The organism is Niallia sp. CD-39, assembly GCF_059874745.1.
This window is the reverse complement of sequence record NZ_JCBCPS010000001.1, coordinates 63,672-78,867: the sequence shown is the minus strand read 5'-3', so window position 1 is coordinate 78,867 and position 15,196 is coordinate 63,672. Positions and strand designations below refer to the sequence as shown.

The window sequence follows — 15,196 nt, the reverse complement described above, 5'->3', positions numbered from 1 at the left end:
GTTCCTCCTTTTCCTTTGTATCATATTTAGTGAATAATGGCTAGGGGGAGAAAAAATGGAGAATTATCAATTAGAAGTTCGTAAAGAATCACCTTCGTTATGGAAAAATCGTGGCTTTCTCGTACTTTGGATTAGCTCGATCGCAGCATCTGTTGGTTTACAAGTATACACCGTTGTTATTCCGCTCTTAATCTATGATATGAGCCAAAGTGCGCTTGCAATGAGTGGGATGCGCGTGATGGAATTTTTACCAAACGTATTACTTGGTATGGTAGCTGGGGTCATTGTTGACCGTTTAAATCGTAAGAAAGTAATGCTCGTGAATTTAAGTATTCAGTGGATCGCGATTACATTGATTATCCTATTATTGCTTTTGCAAAATATGGAGCTATGGAGCTTGTTTTTACTCGGTTTTTTCTTTTCAAGCGCTGGCTATTTTAATGGAAATGCAAGCCATTCAACGATGCCACAATTAGTGAACCGTGAACAACTAACTGAAGCAAATGCAAAAATGAGCTTTACTGATACATTTATCCGAATGATTGGTCCAGGTACAGCAGGTATTATTCTAGCAGCTGGTACATTTGCCTCTACAATGGCGATCCAATTTATTTGCATTACAATTGCTTTAATTGCAATTGTCTTTTTACCAAAGCCAGTTCAGACTGCGAACGAGCGAAAAAAACAATCTTTCATAAAAGATATGAAGGAGGGCATTGATGAATTATTTAAAAACAAGCCATTGCTTACACCTACTATTGCAACAATCTTTCAAAACTTCGCCTCAAGTATGGTGTTAGGTGTATTAATATTCTTTGCTGTTGACCATCTAGGCTCTACTGAGAAACAGATTGGTTTTATGCTAAGCTTTAGTGCAGTTGGAGGCTTAATCGGCGCGCTAGTAGTAAAGAGATTAACGAAAACATTTGCTCGTGGCAAACTTTATACATATACTGTGATCGGTGATGCACTAGGTTATTTGCTGTTATTATTCGCTGACTCATGGGTGATTATTGCGATTTCACTTGCAACCCGTACATTTGCGATCACAATCTCTAACGTCTTATATTTTGCAATCCGTCAAGAATACACGCCGAATCACTTACTCGGTCGTGTCGCTGGCACATCATCAATGCTCATGAAACTTGCACTACCAGCAGGTTTATTATTCGCAGGAATATGGGCTGAGAATTTCGAAATAAGAGTATTATTCTTGTTCACAATCATCATTACAACCATTATCTTTTTAACCTTATTCCGTACTGAATTTTATAAAAAGGTAATATAGATTTTGAGAATACCGAATGAAACACATGAACATCTACATGGAAAAACACCTAGAATGTTAGACTAGATGTTTAGTGAAATGAAATAGTGGTTAGAACTACTCTGACAAAAAACGCCTGACGCGAGCGTTTCAGTTTAGCAACAGACTACGAGCAGGTTTTGCCTGCTCTTTTATTCTTCCAACAAAAGCTTTTTCAGCGCTTCACCGTCTTTGTTTGTAATTTTCCCCCGCGCATTTCTTTCCCTATCAATAACCGTCACTTCTTTATCAAACCATATATAGTATTTCTTCAAACTTTCTGGGCTATTCTGCTTAACTGTATAGAATAAAGTCACTATCACATCTTCTTTTCGAGCCATTTCAACCTTTACATTTTCTTCCCACTCAATATTCAGCATGATGTTTGTCAACGATTCAAGTTTTTCTTCCTCAGTAATACTCATTTTCTTCTTGTCATTTGAAATGAATTGAACATCGACTCTACTAAGTTCCTCCAAATCAAGCTCCTCAAATTCGTCTTTTGAGCAGCCAACTAGAACAATTAAAACAAAAATGGTTAGACAATATAAAACTCTTTTCATTTTAACTCTCCTCTCACACTGAATACGAGTACAGAACTCAAGTTGGAAGTTACATAGATATTAATTAGGAGGGACAAATGTATTTAGTTGAAATTCCTTCGTACATTCAGCGCTTTAATCAATAGCATGTATAATAGATATCGCTTTTTCCAGTTCAACATCTTTTTCTTCCAGATAATCTTCTAACTCTAATGAAATAGGAACATCAATTTCCAAGTTGTTTTCGATCAATTCTTCTGGGGCTGGTCTCAAAAACTCTTTAGTAGATAGTACAATATTAAGCATCGAGTTCGGTAAAACAATTAAAGTGAGATCTCCAAAGTGATTTGGGTTTTGTCCTAACGAAGATCCAATTGTTATACCTAGGTTGTTATCTCTTACTAAAGTTGCGAACATTGTTCCAGAACTAAACGTACTAGGTCCAACCAATGTATATATTTTTCCAGTGTTTTCATTATCATTATTCAACTGTATTTCTACAATATCTTCTTCAATTATTGATGTTGAATTCCTTTCTCTATAATTAAAATAGGAATCTACATTTAACTTATTAATAAACGCATTTGCTACTCTCGAATCTCCACCAGAATTGTTCCTCAGGTCAAGTAGGATTTTATCTATATTGTCTTTATTTAGTTGCAAGAAAAACGCTTCAAGCGTTTTTTCAAATTCATCGTCAAAAACAGAATTGATTATTTTAAAGTATCCAATTTGCTTATCTTCTACATTCAAGATGTTCCAAAAATAATCATCATTTTTTTCTTGATTGATTTTATTTTGTTCGACAAAATCTATGTAATAGTCTAAAACCTTATCATCTCTTTCGACCGTTAGTAATACTTTATCATTCTTCATTAATCCAAATGAGTGTAAAATATACTCTAGAGTCAAGAAATTGGTGACTTGTAGGTTAAACCAAATGTCATTGTCAAATGATAGATAGGGCTCTAAATCGCTTATAATTTCATTTATATCTCTATTTTCAATTTTGATGATTTTATCTCCTTTTTGGGCTTTATTAGCATGACTTTCTATTATATATACGCCACCATCTATATATTTGAGTTGGATTGGTAATCTACTAAACTCTTCGTCAAGCAACACAACTGAATGTGAGTCTTTAATAGTAGCTAATATTTTCATAAGACCCATTCTAAATGAATTGATTGAGTCTTTTTTATCAATGCTATTTTCATAGTTTAGTCTAACTTCGTTAAGTACATGTTCTTTTTCATGGAATGCAGGGTGAAGTTCTTCTAATTTTTCAAATAAGTAATTTAAATCTTCATTAATTGATTTTGCATCCATCTTTCTTTCGTTCATAATTGAGCAACTAACTAAAGATATACATGAAATTAAAACGAGCATATATCGAATAGCTTTTTCCATTTTAACCCTACCCTTGATTTTTTATAATAAATAACCGAATAAAAATTTACATAAAAAGGAGCATCATGTTACGATTTAACAATAGGAGGTAAAAATATGAAGTATATACATGGCATGTATGTGATTATGATTTTGATGGCTTTTACAACGTTAACGAGTGTTTATATCTTTAAAGATGAGTACTCCGCTATTTTTGCTTGGCTGATATTAATTTTGTTCTTAATTGGTATTATGTTTTATATCAATGCTCGATATCAATTTCAGTTGCATAAAGATAAAAAGGAAAACGAATGAATCGATCATTTAACCTCATCTGCACTGACTGATCAGAGAGGAGCAATCAAATGCCCATTATTAAACATATGGAGCTGATCCAAGCACCCATTGAATTATGTTTTGATCTTGCACGAAATGTAGAGATCCATACTGAAACGACTGCTAAAACGAAAGAAAAGGTTGTTGGCGGGGTGAGTACTGGATTGTTAGAACTTGGTGATACGGTTACTTGGGAAGCTACCCACTTTGGTATCAAACAAAGACTAACTGCAAAAGTTACTCATATGAAAAAGCCTATTATGTTCATTGATATTATGATAAAAGGAGCTTTTCATTCTTTTACTCACACTCATCAATTTATAGAAAAGATCGAAGGAACACTAATGATCGATACATTCCAGTATAAGGCACCGTTTGGACCTCTTGGCAAGATTGCTGATACATTATTTTTGGAAACATATATGACAAATTTTATAAGCTCTCGTGCAAAAGAGCTTAAGAGAATTGCCGAAAAAGATAGATCTATATACGAACTATTATCAAAGTGAATTTAACCCATGGGTAAAAGCATAGGCTTTTGCGATTTCTTTGGACTTTATCCCACCAAAATGAATAATATCTGCACTGGCAATTTTCCTTCGTATAACATCATCAGTTGGTCTTTCATGAACGAACAACAGTGTATCAACGATGCAATTTAACTCTTCCCCAAAAATATGTTTAATTGTTTTAATATATCCATTACTATCTCCGCATGCAGTAGGAATAAATAACATGCGTGGGGTTTCCTTATTCACACACCTTACTATTTATTTATCGATTGGGAATGTTTCCTTTAAGCCGATCTCTCCCCCTCCAATAGCAACGATAATCCCCAAAGGACACCTCTTAAAAGTTTTCTCTATGCTTCTTTTTGAACGTACTCTAATTCTTTTTTAACTAAATCTGCGTAAGTTGATCCGTTTGTTAATAACTCTGAATGTGACCCAATCTCACTTATCTCTCCATCTTTTAATACAAATATGACATCGGCATTTCTAATTGTAGACAGTCTATGTGCAATAATAATGGTTGTTTTCCCTTTTCTCATTTCATCTATTTCAGCTTGAATTTTCCTTTCAGTTTGAACATCTAAGGCAGAAGTAGATTCATCTAAAATCAATACATCCGGGCTCCTCAGTATAGCCCTTACTAGAGATAATCGTTGTTTTTGTCCACCGGATATCGTGACACCACGCTCACCAATCACACTTTCAAGCTGATTAGGCAATTTTTCAACCAATTCTTTTATTTGCATAGATTCACAGATTTTTAATAGGTGAGCATCATTCATTTGATAGCCGAGCAATAAGTTATCCTTTATTGAACCGGGAAAGAAATAACTATCTTGAAAAACAACACTTACTCGTTTTCTCCACTCCTCTAATGATATATCCTCCAAATTCATACCGTATACGAAAATAGAACCTTTTTGAGGAGTACTAAATCTTGTTAATAGTGATGCGATTGTAGATTTACCGCTTCCACTTGGCCCAACGATCGCCACTTTTTTTCCGATCGGGATATCAATTGATAGGTTCTTTAAGATGTCGTCTTGATCATGTTTAAAAGTTATATTGTTTAAAGTTAATTCAGTAATCGAGTTTTCTTTTAGAGAAAGATACTCCTTCTTGCTGACAGGTTCCTCTATCCAATCCTTTATGTTCTCAACAGAGGCTAGTTTTCCAGAGAAAGTAAACAACAAGTTATATAGCTTAATAAAAGATTGAATTAAAGTAGACGTTAATTGAAAAACGACTACTAGTATCCCTGTGGATATGCTTTCGTTTATGACTAAATATCCGCCATATGTGAGTACAAATAATTGAGCACCCATTGTAAGAGATTCCATTGAATACACTTGTTTGATTTTCAACTTTCCTTCTTGCATTAAACTTTGAAAGTAGTTTTTGTATTTTTTATTAAACCTTTTTTCTTCCCAATCTTGGCTGTTTGTTGCAATAACATCTCTTGTAGAAGTAACGCCCTCTTCCAACGTAGTTAAAAATTCAGATTTTTCTTTCTGAATGTTCTTCCATGCATCCTTTTGCTTTCGATTAAATTTGTTACCCATAAAGATGTACAATATGCTTAAAGTAATGATAACAATCAAAATAAATGGTGCCGAAAAGATAATTAATCCACAGATTAATAGTGTATTAAATGCATATTTAATAATATCGGCAATATCTTCACCGATTACTCTTGCCACGATCGGAATTTCATTTGTAAAGTAGTGAACATATTTAGCATCACGTTCTTGCTGGAGTTTATGAAATGGGATTTTATAAAAATACGTTAGAGCTTTTTCTTGCAGCTGAAGTTTTACCCTCCCGTGAATCTTGCTTTGGATATAGGGATTAGCGATAAACAATGATGTAAAAGTTAAATAAAATAACGCAATTAAAGGAATGTAGATCCATAATTTTTCATATTCACCGGCAATAATGACCTCATCAATGATGTATTTTTGCATTTGAATACTATAAATCTCAGCAGCACTTTCCACCAATAATAAAAGGATGCATACAAAATACAACAGCTTCTGATCTTTAATAAATGACCATATCCACTTTATGTTTGTCATAAAGCATTCGCCTCTTCCGTGTTAGCAATCATCTGTTTATAAAGACCCTTTTTTGTGATTAATTCAGCGTGGTTTCCACTTTCGAAGATCTTCCCTTTCTCCATTACAACGATTTTATCATAATCACGAATTGTACTTAACCGATGGGCTATAGTAATAACCGTTTTTTCTTCTAGAAATTTTTCTAGAGAAACTTGTACGGCTTTTTCTGTAAGATTATCTAAAGCAGATGTTGGCTCATCTAAGATCACAATGGCCGAATTCATTAGGAATAACCTTGCTAAACCAATTCGCTGTCTTTGTCCACCAGATAGATTTGCTCCTTTTTCACCTACTAAAGAATCGTAACCATTTGGAAGACTAATGATAAAATCGTGTATATGCGCTGCCTTAGCTGCTCCAATCATCTCTTCTTCTGAAGCATTGGGATGAACAAACAAAATATTTTCTCTTATCGATGTACCAAACAAATATACTTGTTGAAAGACAAAGCCTATGGAACCTCTTAGTGTATGAATACTTAAATCCCTAATATCTACATGGTCTAAATAAATTGCCCCATTGTTTGGATCATAAATCCGTCCAACTAGCTTTGCTAGTGTCGACTTTCCACACCCCGACTCCCCTACTAAAGCTACTTTTTCACCGGGTTTAATATGTAAATTAATTTGATTTAGTAACATTTCTCCTTTTGAATGATAGGAGAAAGAAACATCTTTAATATGAAGATCGCCCTGAATATCTTCAATAGAAACAGTGTCCTCCCTATCCTTAACCAATGGTGTTAATGAATAAAAATGATGGATTTTCTTCGCTTGATACATTAATAGTTTTTGTTCAGTCAGCATCGTAATAATCGACGTGAGCTTAAACATAGTCGCGAAATATAACAAAATGAATGCGACAAATTCACCTGGGGAGATCTCGCCCTGTACAATTAAATAACTTCCATAAATAAAAAGAACGATCGCACCTATATAGTAAGTAAATCTTCTCATTGCACCTCGTAAATAGGCGAATAAATACCTTTTTGAATATAAATTTACGTTTTCCTTTACTTCTTCTAATACTCTTGTAGTGTTCCATCTAAAACCATTGTATGCTCTCAATTCTTTTATTGAAGAAACGGTTTCATAAAAGTGCTGTCCTAACTTAACATTGCTATCAGATAAATTCTTAGCTAGCTCTGATGCCCTTTTTTCTAATTTAGGACCTGCTAAATAATAGAGAGCAAAACAAGGAATGATGCAAATGGTTAGAGGGATATTGATCTGAATCATGAAGCCAAAAGCAAACACGACAAAAATCGTTGTTTGAATCATTTCAGGAAAATAGTACCGATATAAATTTTGCAAAGCAGCTACTTCAGTATTTAATAGTGACAATGTTCGGCCAACTGGCTGTTTCTCAGTAAAGTCTATCCCTAGTATTCTAAGTTTCTTAATAAGGCTCCATTGGATATCCTTCGCAATGTTTTCCTGAACGTATCGTTGAATATACTCTCTTGTAGCAGTTGAAATTAATTGGATCGTTAATAAGATGAAGAAGACAAGGATCACAATAACAAATAATCCCCAATTCCTGTTAGGTAGAATATTGTCAATCAAATATTCAAATATTTTTGGAACCATCAGTTCACTTATTGAGATTAATAAACCAAAGAGTATTAACAGTAAGGTCTTACCTTTGTATGGCTTAAAAAAAGATAACGCCCATAAATAGATTTTAAATAGAGCATCTGCTTTCTCCTTATTCTCTTGCAAAATTTCACTCCTTTATGTAAATCAACATCATAATATTTTACAAATTCCCCTTCTTTATGTAATACACAGCTTGTTCTGCTCCAAAGCGATGGAGTGTTTCCTCAAGTTTCATGCCGATTTTTTCCAAAAGCTTACATGAAGCAATGTTAGCAGTTTGAGTCTCGGCTTTAATGACTTGTAGCTGGAGTCGTTCAAATGCATCTTCTAAAATAACTGGGATTATTTCTGTCGCATAACCATTCCCCCACCAAATTGGCAATAATTGATACGATATTTCAGTATTTGTAGCATCATGATAAGGTTCTAGTGAAACAAATCCGATAAATTCATTGTTTTGCTTATTTCGTACTACCCAGTAACATGATTGACTCTCAGATCCAATGGCAGTCATTAATTCCTGAGCCAACCCTTCTTCACTTCTTGGGCCTCCTAAAAATGTTCGAACAGTTGGATCTAAAAAAACAGATATAACATCTGTTATATCAGATTCTTTGAAGCTAGTAATCTTACATCTTTTTGTTTCTAGCAATAAATTCACCTACTTTTAATCAAAGAATATATATATGTGTCATATGCTTTTCCTGCTTGTACCATATAGCTCTCCAAAATACCTTCCTTTCTGAAACCGAATTTTTTTAATAGTTTGCTTGATGACTCATTTTCTACGTATACAACAGCCCCGAGCCGGTTTATGTGTAACTCTTGAAAGCTATATTCAATGATCTCTTTTAAAGCTTCAGTAGCGTAGCCCTTCCCCCAATGATCTGGATGAACATCATAGCCCACCTCTGCACGTTTATTCGGCTTCGACCATGCATGAATGCCAATTGTTCCTATTAGTTCATTCGTTTCTTTTAACTCAATTCCCCACCGAATTGCACGATTTTCAATCCAGCCTTGCTGAAACAATTGAATGCGCTGCATTGCTTCTTCGCGATTTTCAAAAGGTTCATGTCCATAAAATCTTGTCACATTCTCTTTCGAAAAAATAGAAAAAATCGCCTCTTGATCATCTATCGTCATTTCTCTTAAATGTAGTCGGTCTGTTTCAATAATCGGAAACATTTTATTTCCTCCTTAAATAGCTCGCAAATTTTATTTTTATAACATTACGATTTGTAAATTCAATAATTGATTACATCATAGTTTACCATTTATTATCAAAAGTGGAACGTAATTAAAGAAAATATTCTGAAATTTTATATTCTAATTAATACGAAAGAAGGAAATGACAATTTATAAACGAATATTTTTACTAAGAATATAACTTTATAACAGGGTGAGAAAAATGAAATTAGAAAAGCCGATTGCTATTGGTAATACAGCAGAAATCTATTGCTATGAGAATAAAATTTTAAAAGTATTTAAGGAACATTTACCTGAGACTGAAGCTATTTATGAATCGAAAAAACAGGAGTTCGCATACTCTTGCGGCCTAAATGTCCCAAAAGTTTTTGAGATTACCAAAGTCAATGGGAAATGGGCAATATTAATGCAATTAATAAAAGGAGAAGTAATTGGGGAGCTTTTAATGAATAATCTGGATTCTGCTGAGCATTACATGAATATTTGTGTAGATACGCAAATCAAAATTCATAAAGTTGTTATTGAAGATAAAATACTTGAACCAATGATAGATAAATTAAGTAGGCAAATTAATTCAATTAACAATATCAATGAAATTCAAAGAGAAGCATTATTAACACGCTTGGGTTCTATAAAGTATGAACCCAGATTATGTCACGGAGATTTACACCCATTTAATCTAATTTTAAATAATGATAGAGTAACCATAATTGATTGGGTCGATTCAAGTGCGGGGGATATTCGTGCTGATGTTTATCGAACTTATTTGTTGATTTCACAAGTATCATTAGAATTAGCTAAGTTATACTTACGCATATATTGTGAAAAATCTGGCCTATTATGTGATGATATTCTTCAATGGGCACCTATTATTGCTGGAGCCAGGTTATCAGAAAATGTACCTAGTGAAGATAAAGATAGACTAATAAACATTATTAACTTATCGATATGACGTATTAGATAAACACTTTAATAGACATACATAAACAAGTAAACAGAGAACAAAACGCTTGAACATGTTGATGGTGTTTTTAATCTGTTTAGCTTATTTAGTTGCTTCCCACTCTTCCTTTAGCATTCCGTAAATGACTCTGTCATGATACTCCCCATTTAAGCATTCATAGTTGCGGATAACCCCTTCTTGCTTGAAGCCTAATCTTTCAGGGATTGCTTTGCTCTTAAAGTTTCTTGTTGCTACATTGATTTCTACTTTTCTCAAGTCAAAATCGGTAAAGGCATGGTCAATGAGTTGTTTACAAGCTAATGTTACCAATCCCTTCCCCACGAATTCATTCCCTAGCCAGTAGCCTATTTCAGTTTTTCTGGCATTCCAATCTATAAACAAAAAACCTATCGAACCTGCAATTTTACCTTTATGCCAAATACCAGCCCAAAATCCGTTTTTTTCTGAAAATCTTTTTAAAGACTTCTCAATAAATATTCTCGAGTCTTCAACCCTGTTTGTTCTCATAGGAAAGGAAAGCCATTCTCCGATATTCTCACGACTTCCATCAATTAGCTCATATAATTCCTCTGCGTCCCTTGGTACTAATATAGAAATGTAATGATCACTGTCAATAATTGTCCTTTACATGTTATGTCTTCCTATGAAAAAAAATTTCCGAATATCAACTCCACGTTTTCTATTTGTTCTTCACCCTTAAACTAAGGGCATTATTCTTCATCAGCTAGAAGGACACGGTTAACTGTAGATCTTAACTAACACCATTCACCTATTGACTAAAACGATCCTTTTCGATTCTTATGATCGATTATTTGAATTTATCCTAGTTTTCTATTTTTTTATAATGAAAGTGAGCAGGAATAGAGAAAAGATTCTGAACCTGCTTTCTTCAATGAAAGGAGGGCTTTACGTGACACCAAAACTTATACCTGATATCACCTATGATGCGGGGCCAACAGGATGCGGTGAATTGATCATGAACTTATTTCTTAAGGTTAAAAAAATGGAAAACGGTCAAATCATAAAAGTCATTTCCTATGATCCTGGTGCAAGAGAAGACATACCTGCTTGGTGTAGATTGCAAAAGCACATCCTTGTAAAACGCGAGGATGAAGGTAAGATTACTACGTATTACATTCAAAAAAATAACGAATAATTGGAGGAATCATTATGTCTGGGAAGTTTTTAGTTAGTATTACAAATGGGAATAACAATGGAGATAAAGCGACGGTAGGATTTGTTGTAGCAAATGCAGCTGTAGCTTCTGGACAAGAAACTGTCGTGTTTTTAAATGTTGAAGGCGCTTACTTAGCTGCTAAAGGGTATGCAGAGGACATAAATGAAGAAGGGTTCGCTCCGTTAAAGCAATTAATGGATCAGTTCGTTGAAGCTGGTGGAATCCTGTGGGTATGTAGCCCATGCTACAAAAAACGTGGTCTTGAAGAAGATGACTTGATTGAAGGGGCTACGATCGTTGGAGGAGCAAAATTAGTAGAATACTTGAGCCTTGGTGCTGCATCAATCACATATTAAGAGATAGAAGGTGTAGAAATTGGTTAATCCTCATGCTGTCTGTGATGGTGGGGATCTTGATTGCGGCTCGGGTCTCCTCCTTATTATAAAAAAAGCGATGGATCCACTTGCATCTGGAGAAATTTTAGAAGTCCGAAGTCGTGAAAGGACAGTTGCAGATGATCTGCCGGCTTGGTGCAGAATGGTTCATCACGAATACCTTGGATCTGAACAAGGAATTGATACGGTTCGCTATTTCATTTGTAAAGGTGAATCGATCATCGATTTGACACAAGACCTTAATGCAGCAAAAGGCTACCAGTGGAGTGTTCGTGTTCAAAACAGCAACCAATTATCAGCAAAGGTTCATTCCCGCAATCATACATTTCTTGTAGGAAAACCTGCTGATTTCAGTCAAAAGGTCGATGCTCCAAGTGCAATTGATTATCTACTAGCTTCATTAGCAAGCTGCTTAACAGTCGGTTTCAAAACGATTGCTTCAAAAAGAAACATCGTGCTTGACCATCTAGAGTTTACGATAAAAGGTCGTCCTGATAATATTCTCTATCATATGGAGATGGAGGACTCCGGAAGTCCGAAAATTGATCAAATGATAGGAACTTTTTACGTTTCATCACCAAATGATGAAACCGCTCTCAACGAGGTTTGGGATGACACATTAAAGCGTTCACCGATCTATCAAACGTTAAAGGACACGGTAAACATCAAAATTAAGTTTTCAATCGTTTTTTAATGATGTGAAGGATGCGATAATAATGAACACATTTTTAACGAGTATGATTGGCAGTTGGCCAAGAACAAAAGAAGTACAAAAAGCAATGCGCGATAAAAAAGCTGGGCGAATAACTGAGGATCAATTTCATAGAATTGCAGATGAGTCAATTTTGCATATTTTAAAAGCACAAGAAGAAGCAGGACTTCATTATGTCTCTGATGGTGAACAACGACGGGATAATTACATCTCCTTTGTTGCAGAGCATTTGAATAACGTACGTATGCTTTCGGTTTCCGAATTACTCGATTATGTCGAGGATAAAGCTAGCTTTGAGGAGATTCTCGGCACTTTGGATGTTCCCGCATATTCGATGACAAACCCAGCTGCAACTGGAAAGATCAGTCGAAAGAAATCACTAGCGCTTGACGATTATTTGTTTCTAAAGAAACATACGTCAAAAGCAATTAAGATGACACTGCCAGGTCCTTATTTGTTAACACGCTCAATGTGGGTTGAAGGATTGTCAAAAAACTCCTACCCTACTAAAGAAGACTTAGCAGTTGACATTATAAAAGTGCTACAGGAAGAACTAGATAGTCTAATTGTTGCTGGTGTTGATTTTGTTCAATTTGACGAGCCTGTGCTGACTGAAGTGGTTTTTACACAGAAAAATGCAAATCGTACATTCATGTGTGGTGCTCTTACTGCAAAGGCTGATGCAGATGAAGAAATTGCCTTCGCCTTGGATCTAATGAATCAAGTGGTAGAAGGAATGACTGGACGAGGAACGAAGATTGGTGTACATGTTTGCCGTGGTAATTGGAGCACTGAAGAAAGCGTCTTATTACGCGGTCCATATGATCCTCTTGTTCCTTATTTAAGGAACGTGAATGTTGATCAACTCGTACTTGAATACTCTACTCCTCGTGCTGGTGAAATTGATGTTATTAAGGAGTTTATTGGTGATAAAGAGCTTGGTTTCGGCGTAATCAATCCAAGAACTGAAACTATTGAGTCTGCTAAAGAAATAAACAGTAGAGTCGATGGCGTCCGCAAAAGTATAGATGATCATAAAATCTTCTTAAATCCAGATTGTGGTTTTGGTACATTTGCTCAACGGCCAATGAACAGTCATGAAATTGCGAAAGAAAAGCTAACCACAATGGTAACTGCTGCTAACTTATTAAGAAACCGTAAATTGGAGGAATAATTATGCCACAAGTAATGACAGTAAACGTAGAAGGTAAAGCGTCGGGTATGCTTTTAGATGCTAACTCAGGGAAACATCGTATCATTGTAGATGAACCAGAATCCATGGGTGGGATGGATACCGCTGCAGATCCATTATCTACTTTCTTAGCTTCCCTTCTGGCTTGTGAAAATGTCATGGCTCAAATAATCGCCAAGGAAATGAACTTTGACTTACAAAACATTCGCTTTGAAGCTGAAGGAAATATCGACATTAGTGGTCTAATGGGCGATTTGCAAGTAGATCCAAAATTCCAAGAGGTCACAGTTAAGGCAACAATCGAAACGACTGAACCGCAAGAACGTATTGATGAAATGGTACAAGCTGTTGACTTACGCTGTCCATTATTTAGAACGGTTAAAGACGCAGGAATCCCAATTAGTAACGTGTGGACAAAAGCATAAGGCTAATATGTAGAAAAAGCATCAAAATGATTGATGCTTTCAGACTGTTGACAAACGCTCGCATGCGTCGTTGTTTGTCTCACTCGTCCCCGTTCGTTCTATTCGGGTCTTTATTCGACCGCACGCCTAGTCTGACAAGCGTTTTCAAGACATTCTGAGTGTTTCTCTTATTATCAAAAAGTACTACGAAAAAAATGTAGACAAAGTCGGAAATCGACTTTGTCTACAATCTCAAAGCATCAAAATGATTGATGCTTTTTTTTCTTGTTATTAATATAAGTTATGCCCATCACATCTTAGAAAATCAGTTTCATTCCTTCATGAGTTGCTGTAAAGCCTAATCGTTCGTAAAAACGAAACGCATCATTCCGTTGCTTATCAGTTGTTAATTGTACAAGTCCACATCCCTCAGATTTTGCGATCTCGATTGCTTGTTTAAACAATGCTTCACCTATGCCTTTTCCTCTATAGTTTCCATCAATACGGACCCCTTCAATTTGTGCGCGTTTCATGCCTAGTCTTGCTAACCCTGGTATGATCGTTAATTGAAGACAGCCAATCACAGCATGATCTTCAATAGCTACAAGAATTTGGTTGCCTACTTGAGCTTCTATTTCAGCAAAAGCTTGATAATAATCCTCCGGTAACGGATCCTCATACCTTTCACGCTGAGAACCTAATTCGTCATCAGCCAGCAAGCGAACAATTGACGACAAATCTTCTTTACTAGCAATCCTAAACTCCATATTATCCCCCCTATTCATTTAATTTAGACTACATATCTGTTTCGTCTTTATTCATACTAGTCCTACATAACTATTGTAATTTAGAAATCATCCTATTTCTAATAATAAATGAAACCTCTTTTTATCATGTTCGTAAATATAGAATTGAAAGGAGGAGACTGAATGTTACAATTTTTTCTTACAGTAGGAGTTGTTAGCGTTCTCATTTCTGGTATTTTTATAGGTGCATGGACAAATACTTCAGAGCAAAGACCACATTCACATTCAGAAACTGAAGACCATAAGAATTTTAGAACAAAGATTGCGATGATTACTGGAGTTATTGGAATTTTATCTTTAGCGATTGGTGGATTGCTGTATTATTTATAATATCCATTTTAAAACCATCTCTTTTGAAATATGAAAATAATGCTAGTACTAGAAATACAGTAATAGTAAAGAGGAACACTTCTTTAAATATGCTTCAATTTATCATCTGTATGATCTTATTGAACGTATTTTCCATTTGACTTCACTTCTATAGTTCAAAATTAGGCATTGAACAAATCTTTTAGAAGAATTTTATGTGTTTTTCAA

The 15,196-nt window shown here is 35.0% G+C and carries 19 protein-coding genes; 10 read left to right on the top strand and 9 right to left on the bottom strand.

The genetic code is table 11. From position 1 onward, the window contains the following. Nucleotides 1-55: 55 nt before the first annotated feature. Nucleotides 56-1,288: an MFS transporter gene (locus AC6F34_RS00445; protein ID WP_500767852.1), complete on the top strand. Its 1,233-nt coding sequence runs from the start codon at nt 56-58 to the stop codon at nt 1,286-1,288. A 170-nt stretch (nt 1,289-1,458) separates the two neighbouring features. Here AC6F34_RS00445 and AC6F34_RS00440 read toward each other — a convergent pair whose 3' ends face one another. Further along, complete coding sequence (locus AC6F34_RS00440; protein WP_500767850.1) at nt 1,459-1,869, bottom strand: hypothetical protein; 411 nt, start codon at nt 1,867-1,869, stop codon at nt 1,459-1,461. 114 nt (nt 1,870-1,983) lie between these two features. Next, a complete protein-coding gene (locus AC6F34_RS00435; protein ID WP_500767848.1) occupies nt 1,984-3,258 on the bottom strand; it encodes a S41 family peptidase in 1,275 nt (424 codons plus the stop codon). A 96-nt stretch (nt 3,259-3,354) separates the two neighbouring features. Here AC6F34_RS00435 and AC6F34_RS00430 point away from each other — a divergent pair, with 96 nt between their 5' ends. Then, nucleotides 3,355-3,552 carry a hypothetical protein gene (locus tag AC6F34_RS00430; protein ID WP_500767846.1) on the top strand — a complete coding sequence of 66 codons (198 nt, stop codon included), beginning with the start codon at nt 3,355-3,357 and terminating at the stop codon, nt 3,550-3,552. A 50-nt stretch (nt 3,553-3,602) separates the two neighbouring features. Then, nucleotides 3,603-4,082: an SRPBCC family protein gene (locus AC6F34_RS00425; RefSeq protein WP_500767844.1), complete on the top strand. Its 480-nt coding sequence runs from the start codon at nt 3,603-3,605 to the stop codon at nt 4,080-4,082. Here AC6F34_RS00425 and AC6F34_RS00420 read toward each other — a convergent pair. From AC6F34_RS00420 to AC6F34_RS00400, 5 genes are all read right to left on the bottom strand, one after another. Beyond that, entirely contained in the window at nt 4,074-4,331 is a 258-nt protein-coding gene (locus AC6F34_RS00420; protein ID WP_500767842.1) for a Type 1 glutamine amidotransferase-like domain-containing protein, read from the bottom strand. The two genes, AC6F34_RS00425 and AC6F34_RS00420, sit on opposite strands and share 9 nt — an antisense overlap. A gap of 104 nt (nt 4,332-4,435) precedes the next feature. Continuing rightward, nucleotides 4,436-6,160, bottom strand: a complete 1,725-nt coding sequence (locus tag AC6F34_RS00415) for an ABC transporter ATP-binding protein (RefSeq protein ID WP_500767840.1) — start codon at nt 6,158-6,160, stop codon at nt 4,436-4,438. After that, on the bottom strand, nt 6,157-7,923 hold the full coding sequence (locus AC6F34_RS00410) for an ABC transporter ATP-binding protein (RefSeq protein ID WP_500767838.1): 1,767 nt from the start codon (nt 7,921-7,923) through the stop codon (nt 6,157-6,159). The genes AC6F34_RS00415 and AC6F34_RS00410 overlap by 4 nt, the downstream gene beginning before the upstream one ends. A 37-nt stretch (nt 7,924-7,960) precedes the next feature. Beyond that, nucleotides 7,961-8,452 (bottom strand): GNAT family N-acetyltransferase, encoded by a 492-nt coding sequence (locus AC6F34_RS00405; protein ID WP_500767836.1) that lies wholly within the window; start codon nt 8,450-8,452, stop codon nt 7,961-7,963. 5 nt (nt 8,453-8,457) lie between these two features. Next, nucleotides 8,458-8,988, bottom strand: coding sequence for a GNAT family N-acetyltransferase (locus AC6F34_RS00400; protein WP_500767834.1), 531 nt, complete (start codon nt 8,986-8,988; stop codon nt 8,458-8,460). Nucleotides 8,989-9,211: 223 nt separating this feature from the next. Between AC6F34_RS00400 and AC6F34_RS00395 the strand changes: the two genes are divergently transcribed. Continuing rightward, the gene (locus AC6F34_RS00395) at nt 9,212-9,961 is read left to right on the top strand and encodes a phosphotransferase family protein (RefSeq protein WP_500767832.1); all 750 of its coding nucleotides are present in this window, start codon (nt 9,212-9,214) and stop codon (nt 9,959-9,961) included. A gap of 93 nt (nt 9,962-10,054) precedes the next feature. Here AC6F34_RS00395 and AC6F34_RS00390 read toward each other — a convergent pair whose 3' ends face one another. After that, nucleotides 10,055-10,564, bottom strand: a complete 510-nt coding sequence (locus tag AC6F34_RS00390; protein ID WP_500770068.1) for a GNAT family N-acetyltransferase — start codon at nt 10,562-10,564, stop codon at nt 10,055-10,057. 319 nt (nt 10,565-10,883) lie between these two features. Between AC6F34_RS00390 and AC6F34_RS00385 the strand changes: the two genes are divergently transcribed. The 5 genes from AC6F34_RS00385 to AC6F34_RS00365 are packed head-to-tail and all read left to right on the top strand — an operon-like array spanning nt 10,884 to nt 13,874. Continuing rightward, on the top strand, nt 10,884-11,129 hold the full coding sequence (locus tag AC6F34_RS00385; RefSeq protein ID WP_500767830.1) for a sulfurtransferase TusA family protein: 246 nt from the start codon (nt 10,884-10,886) through the stop codon (nt 11,127-11,129). 14 nt (nt 11,130-11,143) lie between these two features. Continuing rightward, complete coding sequence (locus AC6F34_RS00380) at nt 11,144-11,506, top strand: DsrE family protein (protein WP_500767828.1); 363 nt, start codon at nt 11,144-11,146, stop codon at nt 11,504-11,506. Between the two features lie 19 nt (nt 11,507-11,525). Further along, on the top strand, nt 11,526-12,239 hold the full coding sequence (locus tag AC6F34_RS00375) for a sulfurtransferase TusA family protein (protein WP_500767826.1): 714 nt from the start codon (nt 11,526-11,528) through the stop codon (nt 12,237-12,239). A gap of 22 nt (nt 12,240-12,261) precedes the next feature. Continuing rightward, complete coding sequence (locus AC6F34_RS00370) at nt 12,262-13,431, top strand: vitamin-B12 independent methionine synthase (RefSeq protein ID WP_500767824.1); 1,170 nt, start codon at nt 12,262-12,264, stop codon at nt 13,429-13,431. A 2-nt stretch (nt 13,432-13,433) separates the two neighbouring features. Continuing rightward, the gene (locus AC6F34_RS00365; protein WP_500767822.1) at nt 13,434-13,874 is read left to right on the top strand and encodes an OsmC family protein; all 441 of its coding nucleotides are present in this window, start codon (nt 13,434-13,436) and stop codon (nt 13,872-13,874) included. A gap of 296 nt (nt 13,875-14,170) precedes the next feature. Here AC6F34_RS00365 and AC6F34_RS00360 read toward each other — a convergent pair whose 3' ends face one another. Continuing rightward, nucleotides 14,171-14,620 (bottom strand): GNAT family N-acetyltransferase, encoded by a 450-nt coding sequence (locus tag AC6F34_RS00360; protein ID WP_500767820.1) that lies wholly within the window; start codon nt 14,618-14,620, stop codon nt 14,171-14,173. 162 nt (nt 14,621-14,782) lie between these two features. Here AC6F34_RS00360 and AC6F34_RS00355 point away from each other — a divergent pair, with 162 nt between their 5' ends. Beyond that, nucleotides 14,783-14,989, top strand: coding sequence for a DUF5316 family protein (locus AC6F34_RS00355; protein WP_500767818.1), 207 nt, complete (start codon nt 14,783-14,785; stop codon nt 14,987-14,989). The last annotated feature ends 207 nt before the right edge of the window (nt 14,990-15,196 follow it).

Excerpts from the sequence above, each read along its gene's own strand:
- AC6F34_RS00415 (WP_500767840.1), bottom strand. The coding sequence starts at position 6,160 with ATGACAAACATAAAGTGGATATGGTCATTTATTAAAGATCAGAAGCTG.
- AC6F34_RS00435 (WP_500767848.1), bottom strand. The coding sequence starts at position 3,258 with ATGGAAAAAGCTATTCGATATATGCTCGTTTTAATTTCATGTATATCT.
- AC6F34_RS00425 (WP_500767844.1), top strand. The coding sequence starts at position 3,603 with ATGCCCATTATTAAACATATGGAGCTGATCCAAGCACCCATTGAATTA.
- AC6F34_RS00380 (WP_500767828.1), top strand. The coding sequence starts at position 11,144 with ATGTCTGGGAAGTTTTTAGTTAGTATTACAAATGGGAATAACAATGGA.
- AC6F34_RS00355 (WP_500767818.1), top strand. The coding sequence starts at position 14,783 with ATGTTACAATTTTTTCTTACAGTAGGAGTTGTTAGCGTTCTCATTTCT.
- AC6F34_RS00440 (WP_500767850.1), bottom strand. The coding sequence starts at position 1,869 with ATGAAAAGAGTTTTATATTGTCTAACCATTTTTGTTTTAATTGTTCTA.
- AC6F34_RS00370 (WP_500767824.1), top strand. The coding sequence starts at position 12,262 with ATGAACACATTTTTAACGAGTATGATTGGCAGTTGGCCAAGAACAAAA.
- AC6F34_RS00360 (WP_500767820.1), bottom strand. The coding sequence starts at position 14,620 with ATGGAGTTTAGGATTGCTAGTAAAGAAGATTTGTCGTCAATTGTTCGC.
- AC6F34_RS00400 (WP_500767834.1), bottom strand. The coding sequence starts at position 8,988 with ATGTTTCCGATTATTGAAACAGACCGACTACATTTAAGAGAAATGACG.
- AC6F34_RS00445 (WP_500767852.1), top strand. The coding sequence starts at position 56 with ATGGAGAATTATCAATTAGAAGTTCGTAAAGAATCACCTTCGTTATGG.
- AC6F34_RS00395 (WP_500767832.1), top strand. The coding sequence starts at position 9,212 with ATGAAATTAGAAAAGCCGATTGCTATTGGTAATACAGCAGAAATCTAT.
- AC6F34_RS00430 (WP_500767846.1), top strand. The coding sequence starts at position 3,355 with ATGAAGTATATACATGGCATGTATGTGATTATGATTTTGATGGCTTTT.
- AC6F34_RS00365 (WP_500767822.1), top strand. The coding sequence starts at position 13,434 with ATGCCACAAGTAATGACAGTAAACGTAGAAGGTAAAGCGTCGGGTATG.